A 20,550-nucleotide genomic window follows, 5' to 3' on the forward strand; every position below is an offset into this window, starting at 1 on the left:
TTATCCCAAACAAAAAACCCTTCCAGTAAAACTGAAAGGGTTGATATTCTTGTCCTCTTTTCCGACTTGCGGACTTTCGGATCATTGTTATCCTTGTGGGGCAGCAGGTGCCGACTCAGGTTTTGGTGGACGAGGCAATAAAACCTTACGAGAAAGTTTCATTTTGCCTTGCTTGTCGATATCCAGCAATTTCACCTCAATGATATCACCTTCTTTAAGTACACCGTCCATGGTTTCTAAACGTTTCCAATCAATTTCAGAAATGTGCAACAAACCATCTTTACCTGGCATAATTTCTACAAATGCACCGAAAGGCATGATAGATTTTACCTTACCAGTGTAAACCTCGCCAATTTCTGGCTTAGCAGCAATGGCACGGATACGGCCAACAGCAGCGTCAATAGCGGCTTTATTATCGGCAAATACCTCTACAATACCTTTACCGTCAACTTCTTCGATAGAGATAGAAGCACCTGTTTCACGTTGCATTTCTTGGATAATTTTACCACCTGGGCCAATTACCGCACCAATAAATTCTTTATCAATGGTTAATGAAACGATACGTGGAGCATGTGGTTTCATGTCTGCTGCAGGCTCGCTGATGGTTTTGTTCATTTCGCCTAAAATATGCAAACGACCATCTTTAGCTTGCAACAATGCTTTCGTCAACACTTCGTATGAAAGGCCGTTGATTTTCAAGTCCATTTGGCAAGCTACGATACCATTTTTAGTACCTGTAACTTTAAAGTCCATATCGCCCAAGTGGTCTTCGTCACCTAGGATATCCGATAAGATGGCATATTTACCCGTTTTTTCATCAGTAATTAATCCCATGGCAATACCAGATACTGGCGCTTTGATTTTGATACCGGCATCCATTAACGCTAAGGTACCCGCACAAACCGTTGCCATGGAAGAAGAACCGTTTGATTCTAAAATATCTGATACAATACGGATCGTGTAAGGATTATCGGCACCTGTAGGCAATACTTTCTTTAGTGAGCGCATGGCCAAGTTACCGTGGCCCACCTCTCTGCGGCCAACACCTCTGTTCGGGCGAACCTCGCCAGTTGAGAAACCAGGGAAGTTGTAATGCAACAAGAATTTGTTGTAGCCATTGATGAAAGCACCATCAATCATTTGCTCATCATCTTTGCTACCTAGGGTAACAGACGTTAAGGATTGGGTTTCGCCACGCGTAAATACCGAAGAACCGTGCGCTGCAGGCAAATAACCTACCTCGCTCCAAATTGGACGGATTTGAGTAGTGGTACGGCCATCTAAACGGATACCTTCATTTAACAACAAGTTGCGTACCGCATCATACTTCACATCATGGAAATAATGTTTAGCCAACGCTTTGGTTAAATCTTCTGTATCTTCAGGGAAAGCATCTAAAATTTCGTTGATGATGGCTGTAAAACCTTCAGAACGCTCGTCTTTACCTAACCCAGATTTAGCAATGGCATAAACCCTGTCATAGGTTTCGGCATAGATTCTTTCTTTCAAAGCCTCATCATGATCTTCGTGGTTATACTCACGTTTTACGGTTTTACCAGTAGCCTCGGTTAATTCCAACTGAACAGCACACTGAACTTTGATGGCGTCATGGGCAAATCTCAAAGCTTCAACCATTTCCTCCTCTTGGATTTCATCGGCTTCACCTTCTACCATCACGATATCGTTGGCAGAACCAGCAACCACAAACTCCAAGGTGGCTCTTTCCAAATCGCTTAAATAAGGGTTAATCACCAACTTACCATCAATTTTAGCTACACGAACCTCGGAAATAGGACCGTTGAATGGAATATCAGATACTGCTAAAGCTGCAGAAGCTGCTAAACCTGCCAAACAATCTGGCATGATATTTTTATCCGCCGAAATCAAAGAGATCATCACCTGTGTATCAGCATGATAATCATCAGGGAACAACGGACGTAAAGCTCTGTCCACTAAACGAGAGATCAACACTTCGTAGTCAGACAATTTAGCCTCACGACGTAAGAAACCTCCCGGAATACGGCCAGTAGCCGCATATTTTTCTTGATAATCTACCGATAACGGCAAAAAATCTGTGCCTGGTTTAGCACCTACAGTTGATACTACTGTTGCCAACAACATGGTATCGCCCATTTTAACAACTACGGATCCATCGGCTTGTTTGGCCAACTTACCTGTCTCAATTTCTACAATTCTTCCATCGCCCAAATCGAACGATTTTTTTATTACATTCATTTACAAATTGTTGTGACCTGTTTTTCCTCTTTCGAACAGATCGAGTTTATATTTATTTTTCGAGTATTAAACTAAAAAAAGCCACTCTAAAAGAATGGCTTTTACTTGATAAAAGCTTTTATTTAATGATATCTCTAAGCGATAAAGCTTTGATGATAGCACGGTAGCGCTCAATATCTTTTTTGTAAAGATAAGCCAAAATACCACGACGCTTACCTACTAATTTTTGTAGAGCTAATTGCGTTGAAAAATCTTTACGATTTTTTTTCAAGTGCTCTGTTAAGTGGGCAATACGATAAGTGAATAATGCTACTTGACCTTCTGCAGAACCTGTGTTAGTTGCTGCACCGCCGTGTTGATTAAAGATTTCGGCTTTCTTTTCTGAACTTAAATACATTACCTGAATAATATTAAAGTGTTTTTAAAATTAATTAATTGCGTGCAAAGATAAAGTATTTTTCTGATTAGAAAAACTCTTAAATCGTTTAATTGTCAAATTGTTTGACCGGTTAATGGCGGAGCAGGCCAATGGTTTCGCTGGTGTTTTATTTTTGAAAGTGAACGCTACCAACACTGGGCAAATGTGGCCCTGCTATCCGTTGCAATCTTTTTGCCTCTTCCGGCCATTGCAAGGTACGGAGCAATTTCAGGCAAAAAGTATTTTCACTCCTATCAGGCTTATTTAACAACGCTTGCAGGTTTTAAACGGCTAGCCCCCTTTTAACTACCTAAAGGCAATGAACACATCAAATTAAACCTGCTAGGTTTTGCGCTATTGCTTTTGGCACGGCGGGCACATGGCTTTTCCAGAAGTATTACGGGTGTTGGTGGGCTAAACCTTATTGAAGCGGCAGCTCCAAGGCGAGTTTACGAGCTTTGGACTATAGCGGAAAGAAGGGCTTTCGGGAAATAGCTGTACGGCAATTGATTTTCAGGAAAAAGTACTGGTCAACCCCGTAACGTGGCAAGGCATTGCACAACCTTGCCAATCGGAAAAATCCAACGCAAAAAATCATTGTGATCTGCGGGCACACCACAATTAACGAGATCCTTTGCTGCTCTCAGGACGACAAGAACAAAGCGCCAGCCCAATTAACCCGCCATCAAATCATCTAACCAAAAATATACCTGCTATTTTTAAACAGTTTTTTGGAACTGCCTTCCCAATTATTTGGCGGCATGGTTAAGTTCTTATTGTTTTCGTAAGCTTTGGGCTTGGTGTATAAAAAAACAACTACCACGGTAATGGCCGCAACCACTACATACACTTTTCTTTTGATATTCCTTTTGCGCCCCCAAGTAAAAAAGCTTAGCGGAAACAGCCACAAAAAAGTGGTTAAAAAAAGCGCAGCAAAAAATTCGACATATTTTTCTCTGTAGAGGTAAATGGGAAGGACCTCGAGCAGCAATACCCCAAAATAGCTAAGTATGATCCAAATTATTTTTTTTCTGTTGAGCTCGCCAAACACCCCCAGGTTAACCAAAATGACATTGACGAAAAAAGGATTTAACAGGGCAAATATAACAAAAACACCTGCCGCTCCTCCTACACCACCTCCTACCATAAAGAATGAAATATGCTAAAGTTAGTTATTATTGCTTTTGAGGCTGATATCTGTACAAAGTTGTGCTAGCAGAAGAATTTTCATCCTCATAAAGGGTGATGGAATCATCGCCTAAAACAAAATACCCCGGAATATTGGGAGCATCATAAAAAAATCTTCTTTCTTTATGCTGAATCTTAATTTTTAATGGCACCACCCTATCAGGCATCCCTTTTTTTATACTTACAAAAGTAGCGGCACTATCACTTACGCCATATATTTCATATTTGGCTTCGGCGTGGGTATGCACAACCTCCATCAAAAGTTTTTTTCTATCAAAACCTTTCGCTTTAAGTAAGCCCAATTCTTCTGCTGGGACAAATGTTGTCCAAACTTCTCTAAATTCAACACAAACGCCATCCTTGTCTTTCATATTACATCCCCGTTCATTGCTCTTATAACTCACCGATACCCAGCAGATATCCAAACTCATTCCGGGCTGATAGAAGTAGAAGGTAGCATTTTCGACCTTTTTCGCTTCCTTCCTCAATGTTCTGGCAATTTCAATTACACTATCCGGCGATATAATTTTTGAAAGCAATACACTGTTATAGCTATCCTCTCCACTGATTTGAGAAGAGATTACCTCATACCCATTTTTTTCCATGGGGCTTTTGCACATCGCTAGAGCGAGTGCTGAAAATAAAATGATGCAAACGAACTTATTCATACGCTAACATACAATTTAATCAATCATCTATCAAATAAACGCCATGCCGAATGAAATATCTGTGCATAAATCAAATCCCCCAAAACAACTTCCAGGTATCGTCGTTATAAAAACGGATTGTACAAAAAACTATACATTTCACAAAAAATAATATATTCGCAGTACAAACACCCAATACAGATATGGCAAAACTGCTCATAATTGATGATGAAAGAGCGATCAGGAGCACTCTTCGCGAAATACTAGAATACGAGAACTACGAGGTTGACGATATAGACAACGGCATTGATGGCCTGGAAATGATCAAAAAGAACGATTACAATTTGGTTCTTTGCGACATTAAGATGAACAAAATGGATGGCATGGAAGTGTTGGAAACTGCACTTGGCCTAAAGCCCGACCTGCCATTTATCATGATTTCTGGGCACGGAACTGTAGAGACCGCCGTAGAAGCTAGCAAAAAAGGTGCGTTTGATTTTATTTCCAAACCACCTGACTTAAATCGTTTGCTGATTACCGTACGCAACGGCTTGGACCGCGGCTCTTTGGTGACCGAAACCAAGGTGCTGAAAAGAAAGGTTAGTAAAACCCGCGACATCCTGGGCAACTCGGACACCATTGGAAAAATCAAGGAAACCATTGAACGTGTAGCCCCTACCGAAGCGAGGGTATTGATTACCGGGGCCAATGGTAGTGGTAAAGAACTGGTTGCCCGTTGGCTGCACGAAAAATCAAACCGCTCTGACGGCCAATTGATAGAGGTAAACTGCGCTGCAATCCCTTCAGAGTTAATTGAAAGTGAACTTTTTGGACACGAAAAAGGTTCTTTTACTTCGGCAGTGAAACAACGTATCGGCAAATTTGAATTGGCCAATGGCGGCACCCTGTTCCTAGACGAAATTGGCGACATGAGCATGTCGGCACAGGCAAAGGTGCTACGTGCCTTGCAGGAACATAAAATTACCCGTGTTGGCGGCGAAAAGGAAATTGACGTAAACGTAAGAATTGTGGCCGCTACCAACAAAGATCTTTTAAAAGAAATTGAAGAAGGTAATTTCAGGATGGACTTGTACCATCGCCTCAACGTAATCAACATCCACGTACCCCATTTAACCGAGCGTACCGACGATATCCCCGTAATTGCCCAAAGCTTTTTAGAAGAAATTTGTGGCGAGTACGGCATGCCCGCCAAAAAAATTACAGATGGCGCCATGGATGCCCTTAAAAGACTGCCATGGACAGGTAACGTACGTGAACTACGCAATATGATTGAGCGTTTGATTATCCTGAGCGACAAAACCATTACCGAACAGGATGTAGTGGCCTTTGCCAACCCTAGCGGAGGTACCAATGTTGGTGCCGGCCACTCAGGCGGCAATAGCGGCAACCAGGGCAGCAGCTTTAATTATGATAGTTTCAGCAATTTCCAAGAATATAAAGACTTTGCAGAGAAAGAGTACATCAAGTTCAAGCTGGAAAAAAACAACTGGAACGTATCCAAAACGGCCGACGATATTGATATCCAACGCAGCCATCTTTACAGTAAAATTGAAAAGTTTGGACTGAAAAGAGCAGAATAACAAAACAAAGCGGAGCCCACAAGCCCCGCTTTGTTTTTTATAGCCCCTAAACCTCATCATTAAATAGCTTTACAGCCAACAAAGCTGATATCGAAAGAAGAAAAGCACAAATACTTTAAAACTTTATTTACTAATATTTTTACTATATTTGCTAAATATATTAGTAAAATAACATGCAAAAAACCCTTCATAAAACGATCATTGAACGCCTTCAGCGACAAATTCTCGATTTAGAGGGCTATAAAGCAAATCCAAAACAGCAACAGCAGAAACTTGGTTTTGCACATATCGAAAAGCATTTTCCCAATCAAGTTTTTCCTACGGGCACTATCCATGAGTTTATCAGTATCCAGCCAGAGCATGTGGCCAGCACCAGCGCTTTCATCATGGGCTTGCTGGCTAAGCTAAACACCCATCAGGGCATTTATGTATGGATTGGAAAACAACGCCAACTATTTCCCCCTGGACTAAACTATTTTGGTATTCCGGCCCATCAAATTATCTTCATTAACCTTGCAAAGCCAAAAGATATCCTTTGGGCTACCGAAGAAGCCCTTAAATGCCAAAGTTTGAACGGCGTTATTAGTGAGCTGGAAGCCATTACCTTTGCCCAATCTCAACGTTTACAGCTCACGGTAGAAAAAAGCAAAGTGACTGGCTTTATACTGCGCACCCAAACCGGACCTATCCATGCCACGGCCTGTGCCGCCAGATGGCAAATTAGCCCAATAACAAGCCATAACACAGAACAGCTCCCAGGCGTTGGTTTTGCCAATTGGAAGGTACAACTGCTCAAAGTGCGCAATGGCAACACAGCAAGCTTTAACATTGCATGGTATAATGGGCAGTTCCAAACTATCAACAATACTGTTTCACCAGCCTTTATACCCCATGCTGTTGGTTCATGAACAAGCGTTATGTTTCCATATGGTTTCCGCATTTGGTAGCCGACCAAATGGCTATTCAGCAAAAGGAACTGAATGGGCAGCCCTATGTCCTAGTGGCACAAGAGCACAATAAGCAAATGGTTATGGCGCTTAGCCATCAAGCTAAAAAGCTAGGTTTAAAACCAAATATGCCTTTGGCCGATGCCAGAATTGCCCTACCCGCTTTACAGGCTTTCAAATATCAACCTATGCGGCAGCAAAAGTTGCTAAAAATGCTAGCCGAATGGTTTATTCGCTACAGCCCCAATATAGCCCTAGCTCAGCCAGATGGCATATTTTTAGAGGTTGCTGGCTGTACCCATCTATGGAAAGGCGAGATGCCTTACCTACAAGAAATTAGTGCCAGGCTAAAGAAAGCAGGCTATCACTTTAAAATAGCCATGGCCGATACCCTGGGCGCAGCTTGGGCCCTTACCCATTACGGACAAAACCAAATTGTTGGCAAGGGCCAACAGTTACAGGCTTTGCTCTCTTTGCCTGCCAAAGCCTTACGCTTGGAAGAAGACACCATACAGCGCTTGGCCAAACTGGGCTTCCACCATATCGAAAGTTTTATACACATTGCGCCCTCTACGCTTCGAAGGCGTTTTGGCGAGCAAATCAATTGGCGTATTGGGCAGGCCCTAGGGCATTGGCCCGAGGCATTTGAAGCCATTTCTGAACCTCATACCTACCAAGAAAGGTTACATTGCATTGAACCCATACAAACGGCCAAAGGCATTGAAATTGCTTTGGAGAACTTGCTGGAAAAGTTATGCAGGGTTTTAGAAAAAGACGATGTAGGATTTAGAAATGCAACCTTAAAATGTTATCGCCTTGATGGCAAACTACAACAGATCAGTATTGGCACCAACCAGCCTTCTATCCATGTCAGGCATCTTTTCAAATTGTTCGAGCTCAAGATCAAACAAATTGAACCTGATTTGGGCATTGAACTATTCCTGATGCAGGCCACCAAGGTAGAAACACTGCCTAAACAACAGGAAGCACTATGGCAAATCCAGGAACAGCAAAATCTTTCGGAAATATCGGAACTGCTAGACCGTATCAGCATCAAGGCCGGAAAAAATGCCATCAGAAGGTATCTGCCCCAGGAGCACCATTGGCCTGAACATAGTGTAACCCCCGTAAATGACCTGCAACAGCAGCCAACAAGCCAATGGCCAAGCCATAAACTTAGGCCTACGGTATTACTTAACCAACCAGAGCCTATACAGGTAAGTGCGCCCATTCCCGATTATCCGCCCATGAACTTCACCTACAGGGGCCAGCTGCACCGTATCACTAAAGCCGATGGGCCTGAAAGAATTGAGCGTGAGTGGTGGTTAAACGAAGGAAAGCACCGCGATTATTACTATGTAGAAGATGAAAAAGGGCAACGTTACTGGCTGTTCAGGCTGGGCCACTACCATAGCAAAATTGCCGCACAATGGTTTATTCATGGATTTTTTGCCTAACCGATGTACGTAGAACTACAAACCACCAGCAATTTCAGTTTTTTGCGCGGCGCTTCACACCCCGAAGAACTGGTAGCCCAAGCAGCCCAACTGGGCTATCTTAAAATAGCCATTACCGATAGGAACAGCTTGGCTGGCATTGTACGTGCCCATGTTGCCGCCAGAAAATATCCCATCAAGATTATCCCTGCCTGTAGGTTAGATTTATTGGATGGCCCTTCGTTATTGGCCTACCCTATCAATAAAAGCGGCTATAGCCAGTTATCAGCGCTGCTGAGCTTGGGAAACAGCCGTGCCGAAAAAGGTGCGTGCCACCTGTACCAAGCTGATGTTTGGCTGCACAGGCACAACCTTCTTTTTGTGGCCATTGCCCCTGCACAGCTCCAAAAAAATTTCGAAATAGACCCTAATTTTAAGGCACAGCTACAGCAATACCAAGAAGCTTTGGGCCAACAGCTTTACCTGGCCATTAACCGCAACTACACCGGTTCAGACCAAAAAAGGATGTTCCGCCTGGCACAATTGGCACAACAGCTCAGCATCCCCTTGGTAGCTACCAATGATGTACATTACCACGAGCCCCAACGTCGGCAGTTGCAGGACATCCTTACCTGTGTAAGAGAAAAATGCACCGTTTACACCGCAGGCTACCAATTACATGAAAATGCCGAACGGCACCTGAAACCTATAGCAGAAATGCAACGTTTGTTCAGGACCTACCCACAGGCCATTGATAATGCACTGGCCATTGCCGAAAAGTGCCAGTTTTCGTTAGATGAACTTAAATACGTGTATCCCGAGGAGCTCACCTCCGAAGGCAGGACCCCACAGGAAGAATTGGTACATCTAACTTGGCAGGGCGCCCAACAAAAGTTTGGCAACAATATTTCCCAAAAAATTATAGATACCATTAACTACGAACTGGATTTTGTAGCCCGAAAAAACTATGCATCCTATTTCCTTACCGTACACGATTTTGTGCGTTTTGCCCGCAGCCGCCAGATCCTTTGCCAGGGAAGAGGTTCGGCGGCCAACTCGGTCATTTGTTTCTGCTTGGGCATCACCTCTGTAAATCCTACGGAAATTAACCTGCTTTTTGCCCGTTTCATGTCTGATGCCCGTAACGAACCACCTGATATTGATGTTGATTTTGAGCATGAACGCCGGGAAGAAGTGATGCAGTACATCTATGAAAAATATGGCCGGGATCGTGCAGCTATTGTAGCCACTGTTACCCAACTGCACAGCAAAGGAGCCGTTAGAGATGTGGGCAAAGCCATGGGACTATCGGCAGATACGCTCAACATCCTTTCAGCAACGGTAAGCAGCCATTACGATGAAGGTTTTGACCGTGAACGTTTGATTGCCCACGGCCTTAATCCAGAAGATCCCCTGCTAAAAAAAACCTTGGAGCTTACGGCGCAAATGGTAGGTTTTCCGAGGCAGCTGGGACAGCACACAGGTGGTTTTATCATTACGCAAGGCAAATTGACCGACTTATGCCCCACCCTTAATGCCCGAATGGAAAACCGCACCTGCATTGAGTGGAACAAAGATGATATTGAGGCTTTAGGTTTTTTAAAGGTTGATGTATTGGCACTGGGAATGCTCACGTGCATCCGAAAGGCTTTTACTTTAACCAAAAAACATTACCATAAGGATTACAACCTGCACAATATCCCTCATGAAGAAGGCAATGAAGTTTATCAGATGATTAGCAAAGCCGATACCTTGGGCGTATTCCAGATCGAAAGCAGAGCCCAAATGTCGATGCTGCCCAGGTTAAAACCCATGAAGTTTTATGACTTGGTGATTGAAGTGGCCATTGTTCGTCCGGGACCGATACAGGGAGACATGGTACATCCTTATTTAAGAAGAAGGAATAAAGAGGAAGAGGTAGAATATCCATCAGAAGAACTTAAAGAAATATTGGGAAAAACATGTGGCGTACCTCTTTTTCAGGAGCAAGCCATGGAGGTTGCCATTGTTGCCGCAGGTTTTACGCCCACAGAAGCTGATGAGCTACGCCGAAGCATGGCCACTTTTAAAGCCGTGGGAAAGGTAACCAACTTTAAGCAAAAACTTATTGATGGGATGATAGCAAGAAAATACGAGCCCGCATTTGCCGAACGTCTTTTTAAGCAAATTGAAGGTTTTGGCGGCTATGGTTTTCCCGAAAGCCATGCAGCAAGCTTTGCCTTATTGGTGTACATTTCCAGCTACCTCAAATGTATTTATCCTGATGTGTTTGCCACAGCCCTGCTCAATAGCATGCCCATGGGCTTTTACCAGCCCGCACAAATTGTGATTGATGCCCAAAAGCACGGAGTAACGGTTTTGCCTATCGATATCAATTATTCAGCATGGGACAATACACTGGAAGACAAAATTGGCAACTTTTATGCTATTAGATTGGGCTTTAGGCAAGCCAAGGGCCTCATGGAAGAGGAAATGAATTTTTTGGTAGCCCGCCGCCAATCGGGCTATAAAAGTTTGGCCGCCCTACGTGATCTGGGCATCCACCAAAGCACGCTCGAAAAACTGGCAGATGCCGATGCTTTTAGGAGCATGAACATGGATCGCAGAACTGCCCTATGGCATATTAGCGCCCTGCATGACAGGCCCATAGCCTTATTTGAGGGCAAAGCCGATCATGGCCAATACGAAACCCAGATTTCTTTACCGCTAATGCCAACTTCGGAGCATGTGGTGCATGACTATGCCCATGTGGGGCTTTCGCTCAAAGCGCATCCGCTTAGCTTTATCCGCAAAGAACTCGACATGCTTAAAGTAAGCAGTACCCAAACCGCTAACGAGGCGCAAAACGGGCAACAACTAAAATTAGCAGGGCTGATTTTGGTACGGCAACGGCCAGGCACCGCCAGTGGGATTTGTTTCATTACCATTGAAGATGAAACAGGCACCGCCAACCTTGTAGTTTACCAAAAGCTCTTTAACCAATATCGCAAGGAAATTTTAGGAGCTAAACTACTGATGGTAGAAGGCAAAGTGCAACGAGAAGGACAGGTAGTGCATATTGTGGTGCAACGCTGTCATAATTACAATGGCCTATTACAACAATTACATGGCAGCAAAACCCGCAATATTCCGCCTACTATGGGCGAAAAGGCTTTCCATGATGGAAGAAATTTCAAGTAGCATAGCGCAGCGGAATATCGCAGTTCTCTTTTTAGGCATACCAGTGTAACTAAAGATTGCCCCTACAAAAAAGTTTAGCTATATTTAGGCTGGACCTCCATAAAAACTGAACATGAAAAGTTATGCCTTTGATGCTGCCATAGCCATTATTGGAATTAACCCCTATATTGAGGTGCCCCAAGCGGTTTTAACCAAAATTTTTGAACAGGCTGGCAAAAACAAGGGATATATCCCTGTTACAGGAACCATTAACGATATCACCTATCAACAAACCCTAGTGAAGTACAGCGGCCTGTGGCGACTGTATATCAATACCAATATGCTCAAAAACTCTCCAAAGCGCATTGGCGAAACCATACAGGCCACCATTCAGTATGACCCTTCGGATAGGACCATAACGGTACATCCCAAACTGATGCAGGCGTTGGCCAATAACCCAAAGGCTCATGCGGTGTTCGATGGGCTTAGTCCCTCGATGCAAAAGGAAATAGTGCGGTATATTGCCAATTTAAGAACCGAGGAAAGTATCTATCGAAACATTGATAAGGCTATTGATTTTTTGTTGGGCAAGGGCTCATTTATTGGCAGAAAACAAGTGCTAAAACAATAGTTTCAAAAAACAATTTTGCCGGTACGCAACACTGCTAAAGCATGCAGACATGCTAAAGCTAAAATACGTTAAGAAAAATCTAGATTTCCAGCTTGAGCTTATCTTCGCGGTTTATGATGTCTGCAATACTGGTTTCGCCCAAAATTTTAAGCGTGGCATCCCTTACATCAATAAAGGCACTTCTTATGCCACAGGTTACTTCGTCGGTACATTCATCACATTTGTGATAAAAATTCAAACTGGCACAGGGCAACATGGCTACAGGGCCATCGGTTAAACGAAGGATCTGTACCAAGTAAATATCTTCTGGTTTTTTATTGAGGCTATAGCCACCGCCCGCTCCTTTTTTACTATAAAGGAAGCCTGCATTGCGCAAGTCCAACAAAATCTGCTCTAAAAATTTTTTTGGGATGCGCTCTTCCTCTGCAATTTTTGAAATTTGCATAGGCGGCAGGTTCATGTTCTTACCCAGCGCAACTAGCGCTTTTATGGCATACTTGGTCTTTTTAGAAAGCATGGACAAATGTAGTAATTTTTTACTTAGCTAGTTATTCGGCAAATTGGTTCGTTAATGCATCCCAAGCGTTTACTGTTCGTAATTATCTGGTATCCGCTCCTTTTTTGCCGCTTCAATATACAGTTTTATTTGGTTAACGCTTGCCTTTAAGTTTTGTTTAATTTCATGTTCCCAAAAACGCATTACCACATAGCCCAAACACTGTAACGCCTGGTTAACAAACCTGTCCCGCTGCATATTGCGTTCTATTTTAGGGATCCAAAACTGCTGGTTGGTTTTGGGTTTTCGTTTTTGCCACTCGTAACCGTGCCAAAAATCGCCATCCACAAAAATAACCAGTTGGTATTTTTCCATTACCAAATCTGGCCGTCCTGGCAGGTCCTTACGATGGATACGGAAGCGGATATTTTCCTTCCACAATGCCTTTCTCAGTAAAAGCTCGGGTTTGCTATTGCTTCCGCTAATTTTAGCCATGATTTTACTACGCTGCCTGGTGGTATAAAAACCAGCACTTTCTTCAAAGCGGGGCACTTTAATAGGATCTTCCTCAGTGATATAGAACTTGGGCTTTTTTCTCATCCAATTACAAAAATAAGGTTAAATCATTTACCAATCATCAAAACCAGGCGGCTACTGGTCTTCATTTTAATGCCAACCATCGCTTTTTACGGGCTGGACCCAACCTATTTATTCATATTTACACCTATACCTCGCTACTTTTTGTTTTGTTATTGTATTTTTACCTGTATTCAAATGGCCGCAACGTTAAAAAAAATTGTCGAAAATAAAATTGTCAAACACAATATCAAGTACACCGTAATCGGTATCAGTGTAGGGATATGTATTAGCCTTTTAATTTCCATGGTAAGCAAAAATGGCATTTCGATCAGGCAAACTTTCTTTAACATCCTTTTTAGTGTATTTATCAGCTTAGCTATTTCAAACATCTTTTCGTTTTTCCAAAAGCATAGCAACAAGTTTACCCGCAACTTCTGGCAGCTTATCCTGCTGTATTACGCATGCAATTTAATAGGCATGTTTGTGGGCATTGAGCTATGTTATTTTATCATTTCCTTATTTTACGATATTTCCTACGAGCCCTTTAACCATGTACAGGACTATAAATCTATCTCAGTAATTGTTTTCATTGTGGGCACCATTATGTTGCTTTATCATTTGCAGCAGCGCAATGCGGAGAATGCATTGAAGGCAAAAGAGGCCGATCTGATCAGAAGTAACCAGCTTAAGACCCAGGCTGAATTACAGGCGCTGCAATCTAAAATAAACCCCCATTTCCTTTATAATGCGCTAAATGCCATTACCAGCTTAATTCACGAAGACCCCGACAAGGCCGAGGACATGACCATTAAGCTTTCTAAACTGTTCAGATACAGTATTAATTCGCAGCAACAGAACTATTGTACGCTGAACGAGGAAATAGATATTTTAAATACCTATTTAGCCATTGAAAGAGTGCGTTTTGGAAACCGGATCAATTTTAACATTGAGATAGATGAAAGCATTGCTTTTATTGATTTCCCGAGATTTTTGCTGCAACCATTGGTTGAAAACGCCTTGAAACACGGCCTAAAAGACACTTTTGAGCATGGCCTACTTGAGGTAAAGATAGCACCCAAAAACAATAAACTAGAGATTTTGGTGATGGATAATGGCGTTCCTTTTCCCGATGAACTGGTGGCTGGCTACGGCCTCCAAAGTACTTTCGACAAACTTGCCCTACTTTATCCAAACCTGCACGATATTGAACTCATTAACCAGCCACTAAAACAGATCAGAATTTCAATCCCTTTAAGCGTATGAACTGGAAAACCATTATTATCGAAGATGAGCAATTGGCAAGACAAAGACTAAAAAGGCTTTTGGCAAATTATCAGGAGGTTGAGATTATCGCAGAAGCAGAGAATGGCTTAGAAGGGCTTGAACTGATTAACCAACATCAAGCTGATTTAGTATTTCTGGACATTGAAATGCCCATTTTGAATGGTTTTGAAATGCTGGCCAAACTTACCCACCATCAGCCCAAAGTAGTATTTACCACCGCTTATGACCAGTATGCCATTAAGGCTTTTGATGAAGGCTCCATTGACTACCTGCTTAAGCCCATTGAGCTGGAACGCTTGGACAAGACCATCCTTAAGTTAAAGCAAACCAATTTGGCCAAACCTGTAATGGCTTTAGATGATTTATTACAACAGATTAAGGGCAAAAGCGTACAAAAAACGCTCACGGTAAAGCTTGGAGATCGTATCCTGCTGATCAAAATAGAAGAAATTATACATATACAGGCTGAAGACAAGTACGTTTTTCTTTATACTGCCGATGGTAAAAAGCACCTTACCGACTATACGCTCTCGGTTTTAGAAGCCAAGCTTCCCGACGATTTTATCCGCATTCACCGCAGCGACATCATTAACACTAATTATATTACCGAAATTAGAAGGGGCTTTAATGGTGCGCTCATTTTCGTGATGAGCAATCAATCGAAGGTGAGCTCCAGCAGATCCAATAGTGAAGTGTTGCGGGCCCGTTTTGGCATTTAAAGGTATTGCAGCAATTGCATAGCGTGCAGATTTGATACGTTGCATAAGTTTGCTCCCCACCAAAGGCACATCGACAAATAACTTACAGGCGGCATTGGCACCAGAGCCTTCTTAATTTAAAAGCTTAAAGGTTTGTCACTCGTAGTACACCATTTCATCCCTTAAATTAAGTGTATTTACCTGTTTTTATATTTTATTGACAAATTTGTAAAAGCTTTGTTACTTTTGTTTAACCAAACCAATAACTTGCTACACTTCCTAACATACCGAACACCCGATAAATTCTTAAACGCCTTTGATGCATACGCCGCAGATGGCAATTTAAGGTCTGTAAAAATCATCAGTTCATTAATATTGGTTGTTAGCGGAATTTCCAGGGTTTTGGTTTTTCTTTTTTACGAGGAAGCCATTAAAATACAGGGATATGACCAGCTCTCCATCAATAATTGGTTTCAGCTTGCTTTTTGCGCAGTTTTTTTTGGCATAAGCGCTTACCTTACACCTAAGCAGTTATCTCTTCGCCACAAAAAAATCATTGTATTGGCATTTGTGGCTTTATTTCTGACCTCATCTTTCAATATCAGTTACATTATTTCATTGCACAATACCAAAAATACCCTGTTTGTATTTTTGGTAGGCATTGTTACGGCCAGTCTATTTTTTGCCATCGAATATCAACAGATGAAACTTCTAGTGGTTTATATCATTGCGCTATATTTTTCGGCCACGCAGTTTTCTGAGCTTGACAACCAGCAAAAAATTATCAACTTTATGGCTGGTATTATCCTTGGTATAGTTTTGCTAAGTTTTTCGAGGTATAGCTATTATTTCAAATCTTCGCATTTTGTGAAGATTAAGGAACTGGAACAAAAAAACATCGAAATTGCTCATTTAAATAACCAAAGAGGCGAAATACTTTCGTTTGTGGCCCACGATTTAAGGGCTCCGTTAAACAATATCGAAGCACTTAGCCAGATGATGCTGTTGGAAAAAGGGGATGACGGGGAAGCAAAAATGATTTACAGCTCTGCACTGCAGGCTAAAAACATCATCAACGATTTGATTGAAGCGGTAAGGGCCAACCAGCCCGAATTGCAGAAAGAAACCTTTGACTTAAATCCCTATCTCCAAAAGATCGTTTATAAATGGGAAACCAATACTAACAGGAAAATTATTTTTAGCCAAGCCACCGAACGTTTAAGGCTAAGTGCAAACGCCTCCAAACTGGAACGCGTAATTGACAACCTGATTAGCAATGCCCTCAAATTTTCTGCGGTAGACAAGGAAATTAATGTATTGGCAAGCAAAGTAAAAAACAAAGCTTTAATTAGCGTAAAAGATTATGGCATTGGCATACCTCCCGAGTTGCAATCGCATATTTTCGAACAGTTCTCCAAAGCTGGCAGGAAAGGGCTGCGAGGAGAGAAATCTATTGGATTGGGCCTGCATATTTCATATAAAATTATTGAACAGCATCAGGGCGAACTTTTGGTAAGCAGCGTAGAAAACCAAGGCACCACCTTTACCATTCAACTGCCATTGGTCTAATCATCGTCCTCAACTTTTCCCATAAACAGATCTTTACTAAAGTTCACCAAAAAAAGTTCCTTTTTAGCTCTGGTTACAGCCGTATATAACCAACGTAAAAAATCAAGATCAACCATGTCTTCAGTTAAAAAGCCTTGATCTACAAAAACGGCATCCCATTGCCCGCCCTGCGCTTTATGGCAAGTAACGGCATAGGCAAATTTAATTTGCAGGGCATTATAATAGGGATCTTGCTTGATGGCCTGCAAACGTTCCTTCTTGTTCGTAATATGTTCATAGTCCAACAACAGCCCCTCATATAATCTTTTACTGGCTTCGTAGGGCAAATTAGGGCTTTCAATCTGCAACGTGTCAAGCAATACTTTACAGGTTATACTGCCCACGTCGGGAAAATCTACCAGTTCCAATTGCACCTCCGCAAAGCGAAAACCATGTCTTTCTTCCTCCCTACGCACCCTAATTACTTTGGCCATATCGCCATTGGCAATAAAAGATGTCTCGTTATCATCTGGCAGCCAAAAATAATTGTTGCGTACCACCATCACATAATCTCCACCACTTAGTTCCTCATCTCTATACAGCAAACGGGCCCTAATTTGGTTGTTGTAAATATTGGCCGATTTATTGGACCTACATACCACCAAAGTGTTTTCAAGTTCGTATTTGCCATAGGCATACTCAAGGCCTTCCACAAATTTCAAACCCGTCATCCGGAAGATATCCTTATAGCCTTTAGTGATAAATTTTGGCCATTTAGGTTGATCATCGTAGGTGTTCAGCAGTTTTCTGAGCATGGTTGCATTAGCCAAAATCCCCGATTTCTTCTCCTGTCTAACAACTTCGGTTAATTCAACGGCAGTTACGCTAAGGTGAAAGTTATTGCTTAAATAAGTGGGGTTTAAAGCTGGGCTATCCGTACTACCTACAGGCGGAAGCTGAGCGGTATCGCCCACAAACAACAAGAAACAATTTTTAGGTTTGCCCTCTGGCGAAGGTTGAAAAACAAATTGCAGCAAATCACCTAAAAAAGTCGAAGCCCGCTGCGCATTCCACTCGTCGGCAATCATAGAAGCCTCATCCACAATAAAAACGCTGTTTTGTGCCAAATTAGGAGCCAGTTGAAAAACCAGGTCCATATCCATTGCTGCCTTTTTACGATAGATTTTTTTATGAATGGTGAGCGCTTTTTGTCCGGTATAATTGCTCATTACCTTAGCTGCCCTGCCCGTGGGCGCCAGCAGTATAGGCCTTAAACCAAACTTGGGCAAAGCTTTCACCAATGCCGCTACCGAAGTAGTTTTACCCGTTCCGGCGTAGCCCTTTAGTACAAAACAAGCCTCGGAGTTTGGCGTACTCAAAAAACCAGCCACTTGCCTGCAAAATTGCAACTGCTCTTTGGTAGGTGCAAACGGATAGGATTGTGCAATGAGCTGGGCTTTGTCCATTTGGCAAAGATGCAAAATATGCCACAGATGCACGGGTTTTAATCCTATTTAAAACATCGTTTTTGGCCAGCCCGCTGAAAAAGCCCAATTAATCAAAACAATTTTATCGCTATAAATAAAAACATCTGGCTATCTGAGGCAATAAAAATCCATTTTTAAAAAAAAGAACTATTTTTGTTGATACATGAACAATAATAGCATTTTACTCATTGATCCAAACTTTGAACCTGCAAACAGTACTAATTTGAATTTGTTGGTTAAAATAGGTGCCGACACCTTCTCGTATGCCATTATTGACCTCGAGAAAAACTTTGTTCATGCGGTTTACGATGAGCAGGAATGTGAAAATGGCTATGAAAAACTGAATGAAAGGTTAAAAAACGACAGCTATCTGCAACTTGCCTATAAACAGGTTACCGTGGCCACCCATACCAACAATATCGTTTTTGTACCCCAAGAGCTGTTTAACGAAAACAACATCGCCGTTTACACCAAATATTTCGAAGAAACCGACTCTCCTGCCGTATACGTACAACCTTCTGCACAACAAAAATTCAGCGCCGTATTTTCACTGCCTTTATTTGCCGAAAAAACAATTAATGAGCAATGGAAAACCGCTACCAGACTGTACCTGAATGCCGGATTGATCGAATTAGCTGACCAACTTAACCGCGATACGGTACTCCTTGATTTTACGGTAGGTTCTTTCCAGTTCATCTATCTTAAAAACCAAAAAGCAACCTTTACACAGAGTTACCAGTTTGAAGATCTCGAGGAGCTTACCTATTTTATACTACTCATTATCAATCAGTTGAAAATAAATACCGAAAATACCGAGCTTAAAGCTTGTGGTATTATACATGATGGCGACGAGAAATGGAAACTCCTTAAACAGTATTTCAAGCAAATTGATCTGTTAACGATACAGAGCCGTTTGGATACCAATATCCTTGATGATATGCCTTCACATTATTACACTGGCCTACTTGCTTTACAACAATGCGTGTAGTTGGCGGTAAATTAAAGGGCCTACAGTTTCATGCCCCAGCAAAACTTCCCGTAAGGCCTACCACCGATATGGCCAAAGAAGCCTTGTTTAACATTTTGCTGAACAGCTATGATTTTGATGAATGCCAGGTGCTCGATCTTTTTACCGGGACGGGCAATATCAGCATTGAATTTGCCTCACGCGAGGTGAAAAGCATTACCGCTGTAGATAAACACCCCGGCTGCGTAGCTTGGCTTAAAACAGTGAAAGACAAACACCAGTTAGCGATCGATATCAGAAAGGCGGATGCTTTTAAGTTTTTAGAACAAACTTCTGAGCGGTACGACATTATTTTTGCAGATCCTCCCTATGATTTGCCCCACATTCCCCTGTTACCCCAGTTGGTTGCCAAACATCAATTATTAAAAGAAAAAGGGGTTTTGGTGGTTGAACATCCTTCGATGCTAAAATTAGACCAACAACCTGGTTACGTAGAAACTCGTAAATATGGTTACTCTTCCTTTAGTTTTTTCAAAGAGATAAAAGGACAAGAATAAAAGAGCAAGGACTTAGTCAAAACCTTAGTGCTCTTGCAGTTTATCTTTATTCCTTATTCTTTGTTCCTTTATCCTTTTCAACTATCTTTGAACATGAAAATTGCGTTATTTCCAGGATCATTTGATCCTATTACCATTGCCCACGTGGATATTTTAAAGCGTTCGTTGCCACTATTTGATAAAATTGTGGTGGGTATTGGACTAAATAGCGCCAAGCAAAGTTTTCTTTCTGCCGAAAAAAGAGAGGAAATTGTAAAAAGCATTTTTGCCAACGACAAGCATGTGGAAGTACAGCTATACCAGGGATTAACCATTGATTTTTGCAAGAAAATTAATGCTACCTACATGGTAAGGGGTATTCGTTCAGCTTCAGATTTTGAATATGAACGAGCCATTGCTCAAATCAACAAAAGCATGATGCCCGAGGTAGAAACCATCATCCTGTTGAGCCGTCCTGAATATTCGGCCATTAGTTCAACTATTGTGCGGGATATTTTACGAAATAATGGCGATGTAAGCCAGTTTGTTCCTAAAGCAGCCCTAAACTTTCTATAATCCCAAAAAACAATTAAAAAAACGGTAACACAAACAGCTAAAAAATAATTTTTCCATTTTATACTTTTTCTTGTAACGTTTATGGATAATGCCTACTAATGGTTTAAATTAAAATCT

At 41.9% G+C, this 20,550-nt stretch carries 18 protein-coding genes; 11 read left to right on the forward strand and 7 right to left on the reverse strand.

Annotated elements, in window-relative coordinates; translation table 11 throughout:
• Positions 1–87: 87 nt before the first annotated feature.
• From pnp to DUT71_RS10435, 4 genes are all read right to left on the reverse strand, one after another.
• Positions 88–2,235, reverse strand: coding sequence for a polyribonucleotide nucleotidyltransferase (pnp, locus tag DUT71_RS10420; RefSeq protein ID WP_113662478.1), 2,148 nt, complete (start codon positions 2,233–2,235; stop codon positions 88–90).
• A 118-nt stretch (positions 2,236–2,353) separates the two neighbouring features.
• On the reverse strand, positions 2,354–2,632 hold the full coding sequence (gene rpsO, locus DUT71_RS10425) for a 30S ribosomal protein S15 (protein WP_113662479.1): 279 nt from the start codon (positions 2,630–2,632) through the stop codon (positions 2,354–2,356).
• Positions 2,633–3,347: 715 nt separating this feature from the next.
• Positions 3,348–3,800 (reverse strand): hypothetical protein, encoded by a 453-nt coding sequence (locus DUT71_RS10430; RefSeq protein ID WP_113662480.1) that lies wholly within the window; start codon positions 3,798–3,800, stop codon positions 3,348–3,350.
• A 28-nt stretch (positions 3,801–3,828) separates the two neighbouring features.
• Positions 3,829–4,509, reverse strand: coding sequence for a hypothetical protein (locus tag DUT71_RS10435; RefSeq protein ID WP_162796023.1), 681 nt, complete (start codon positions 4,507–4,509; stop codon positions 3,829–3,831).
• 182 nt (positions 4,510–4,691) lie between these two features.
• On the opposite strand from DUT71_RS10435, the gene DUT71_RS10440 reads away from it, so the two are divergent.
• The 5 genes from DUT71_RS10440 (at position 4,692) to DUT71_RS10460 (ending at position 12,262) form a co-directional block, all read left to right on the forward strand.
• Positions 4,692–6,089, forward strand: a complete 1,398-nt coding sequence (locus DUT71_RS10440) for a sigma-54-dependent transcriptional regulator (protein WP_113662482.1) — start codon at positions 4,692–4,694, stop codon at positions 6,087–6,089.
• A gap of 173 nt (positions 6,090–6,262) precedes the next feature.
• Positions 6,263–6,997 (forward strand): ImuA family protein, encoded by a 735-nt coding sequence (locus DUT71_RS10445; protein WP_113662483.1) that lies wholly within the window; start codon positions 6,263–6,265, stop codon positions 6,995–6,997.
• Positions 6,994–8,493 (forward strand): Y-family DNA polymerase, encoded by a 1,500-nt coding sequence (locus DUT71_RS10450; RefSeq protein ID WP_113662484.1) that lies wholly within the window; start codon positions 6,994–6,996, stop codon positions 8,491–8,493. The genes DUT71_RS10445 and DUT71_RS10450 overlap by 4 nt, the downstream gene beginning before the upstream one ends.
• 3 nt (positions 8,494–8,496) lie before the next feature.
• Positions 8,497–11,652: an error-prone DNA polymerase gene (locus DUT71_RS10455; RefSeq protein ID WP_113662485.1), complete on the forward strand. Its 3,156-nt coding sequence runs from the start codon at positions 8,497–8,499 to the stop codon at positions 11,650–11,652.
• Between the two features lie 112 nt (positions 11,653–11,764).
• Complete coding sequence (locus DUT71_RS10460) at positions 11,765–12,262, forward strand: YdeI/OmpD-associated family protein (protein ID WP_113662486.1); 498 nt, start codon at positions 11,765–11,767, stop codon at positions 12,260–12,262.
• Positions 12,263–12,341: 79 nt separating this feature from the next.
• Here DUT71_RS10460 and DUT71_RS10465 read toward each other — a convergent pair whose 3' ends face one another.
• On the reverse strand, positions 12,342–12,779 hold the full coding sequence (locus DUT71_RS10465) for an RrF2 family transcriptional regulator (protein ID WP_113662487.1): 438 nt from the start codon (positions 12,777–12,779) through the stop codon (positions 12,342–12,344).
• A 69-nt stretch (positions 12,780–12,848) separates the two neighbouring features.
• A complete protein-coding gene (locus DUT71_RS10470; protein WP_113662488.1) occupies positions 12,849–13,358 on the reverse strand; it encodes a very short patch repair endonuclease in 510 nt (169 codons plus the stop codon).
• A 174-nt stretch (positions 13,359–13,532) separates the two neighbouring features.
• Here DUT71_RS10470 and DUT71_RS10475 point away from each other — a divergent pair, with 174 nt between their 5' ends.
• From DUT71_RS10475 to DUT71_RS10485, 3 genes are all read left to right on the forward strand, one after another.
• Positions 13,533–14,600, forward strand: a complete 1,068-nt coding sequence (locus DUT71_RS10475) for a sensor histidine kinase (protein ID WP_162796024.1) — start codon at positions 13,533–13,535, stop codon at positions 14,598–14,600.
• Complete coding sequence (locus DUT71_RS10480; protein ID WP_113662490.1) at positions 14,597–15,340, forward strand: LytR/AlgR family response regulator transcription factor; 744 nt, start codon at positions 14,597–14,599, stop codon at positions 15,338–15,340. The genes DUT71_RS10475 and DUT71_RS10480 overlap by 4 nt, the downstream gene beginning before the upstream one ends.
• 246 nt (positions 15,341–15,586) lie before the next feature.
• Positions 15,587–16,888: a sensor histidine kinase gene (locus DUT71_RS10485; protein WP_162796025.1), complete on the forward strand. Its 1,302-nt coding sequence runs from the start codon at positions 15,587–15,589 to the stop codon at positions 16,886–16,888.
• Here DUT71_RS10485 and DUT71_RS10490 read toward each other — a convergent pair.
• Complete coding sequence (locus DUT71_RS10490) at positions 16,885–18,333, reverse strand: ATP-dependent DNA helicase (RefSeq protein WP_113662492.1); 1,449 nt, start codon at positions 18,331–18,333, stop codon at positions 16,885–16,887. The two genes, DUT71_RS10485 and DUT71_RS10490, sit on opposite strands and share 4 nt — an antisense overlap.
• Before the next feature lie 184 nt (positions 18,334–18,517).
• Between DUT71_RS10490 and DUT71_RS10495 the strand changes: the two genes are divergently transcribed.
• From DUT71_RS10495 to coaD, 3 genes are all read left to right on the forward strand, one after another.
• Positions 18,518–19,342: a DUF3822 family protein gene (locus tag DUT71_RS10495; RefSeq protein ID WP_113662493.1), complete on the forward strand. Its 825-nt coding sequence runs from the start codon at positions 18,518–18,520 to the stop codon at positions 19,340–19,342.
• Positions 19,333–19,878, forward strand: coding sequence for an RsmD family RNA methyltransferase (locus DUT71_RS10500; RefSeq protein ID WP_113662494.1), 546 nt, complete (start codon positions 19,333–19,335; stop codon positions 19,876–19,878). The genes DUT71_RS10495 and DUT71_RS10500 overlap by 10 nt, the downstream gene beginning before the upstream one ends.
• A gap of 93 nt (positions 19,879–19,971) precedes the next feature.
• Positions 19,972–20,433: a pantetheine-phosphate adenylyltransferase gene (coaD, locus tag DUT71_RS10505; RefSeq protein WP_113662495.1), complete on the forward strand. Its 462-nt coding sequence runs from the start codon at positions 19,972–19,974 to the stop codon at positions 20,431–20,433.
• The last annotated feature ends 117 nt before the right edge of the window (positions 20,434–20,550 follow it).

Source organism: Pedobacter nanyangensis (assembly GCF_003313505.1).
Lineage (GTDB): Bacteria > Bacteroidota > Bacteroidia > Sphingobacteriales > Sphingobacteriaceae > Pedobacter > Pedobacter nanyangensis.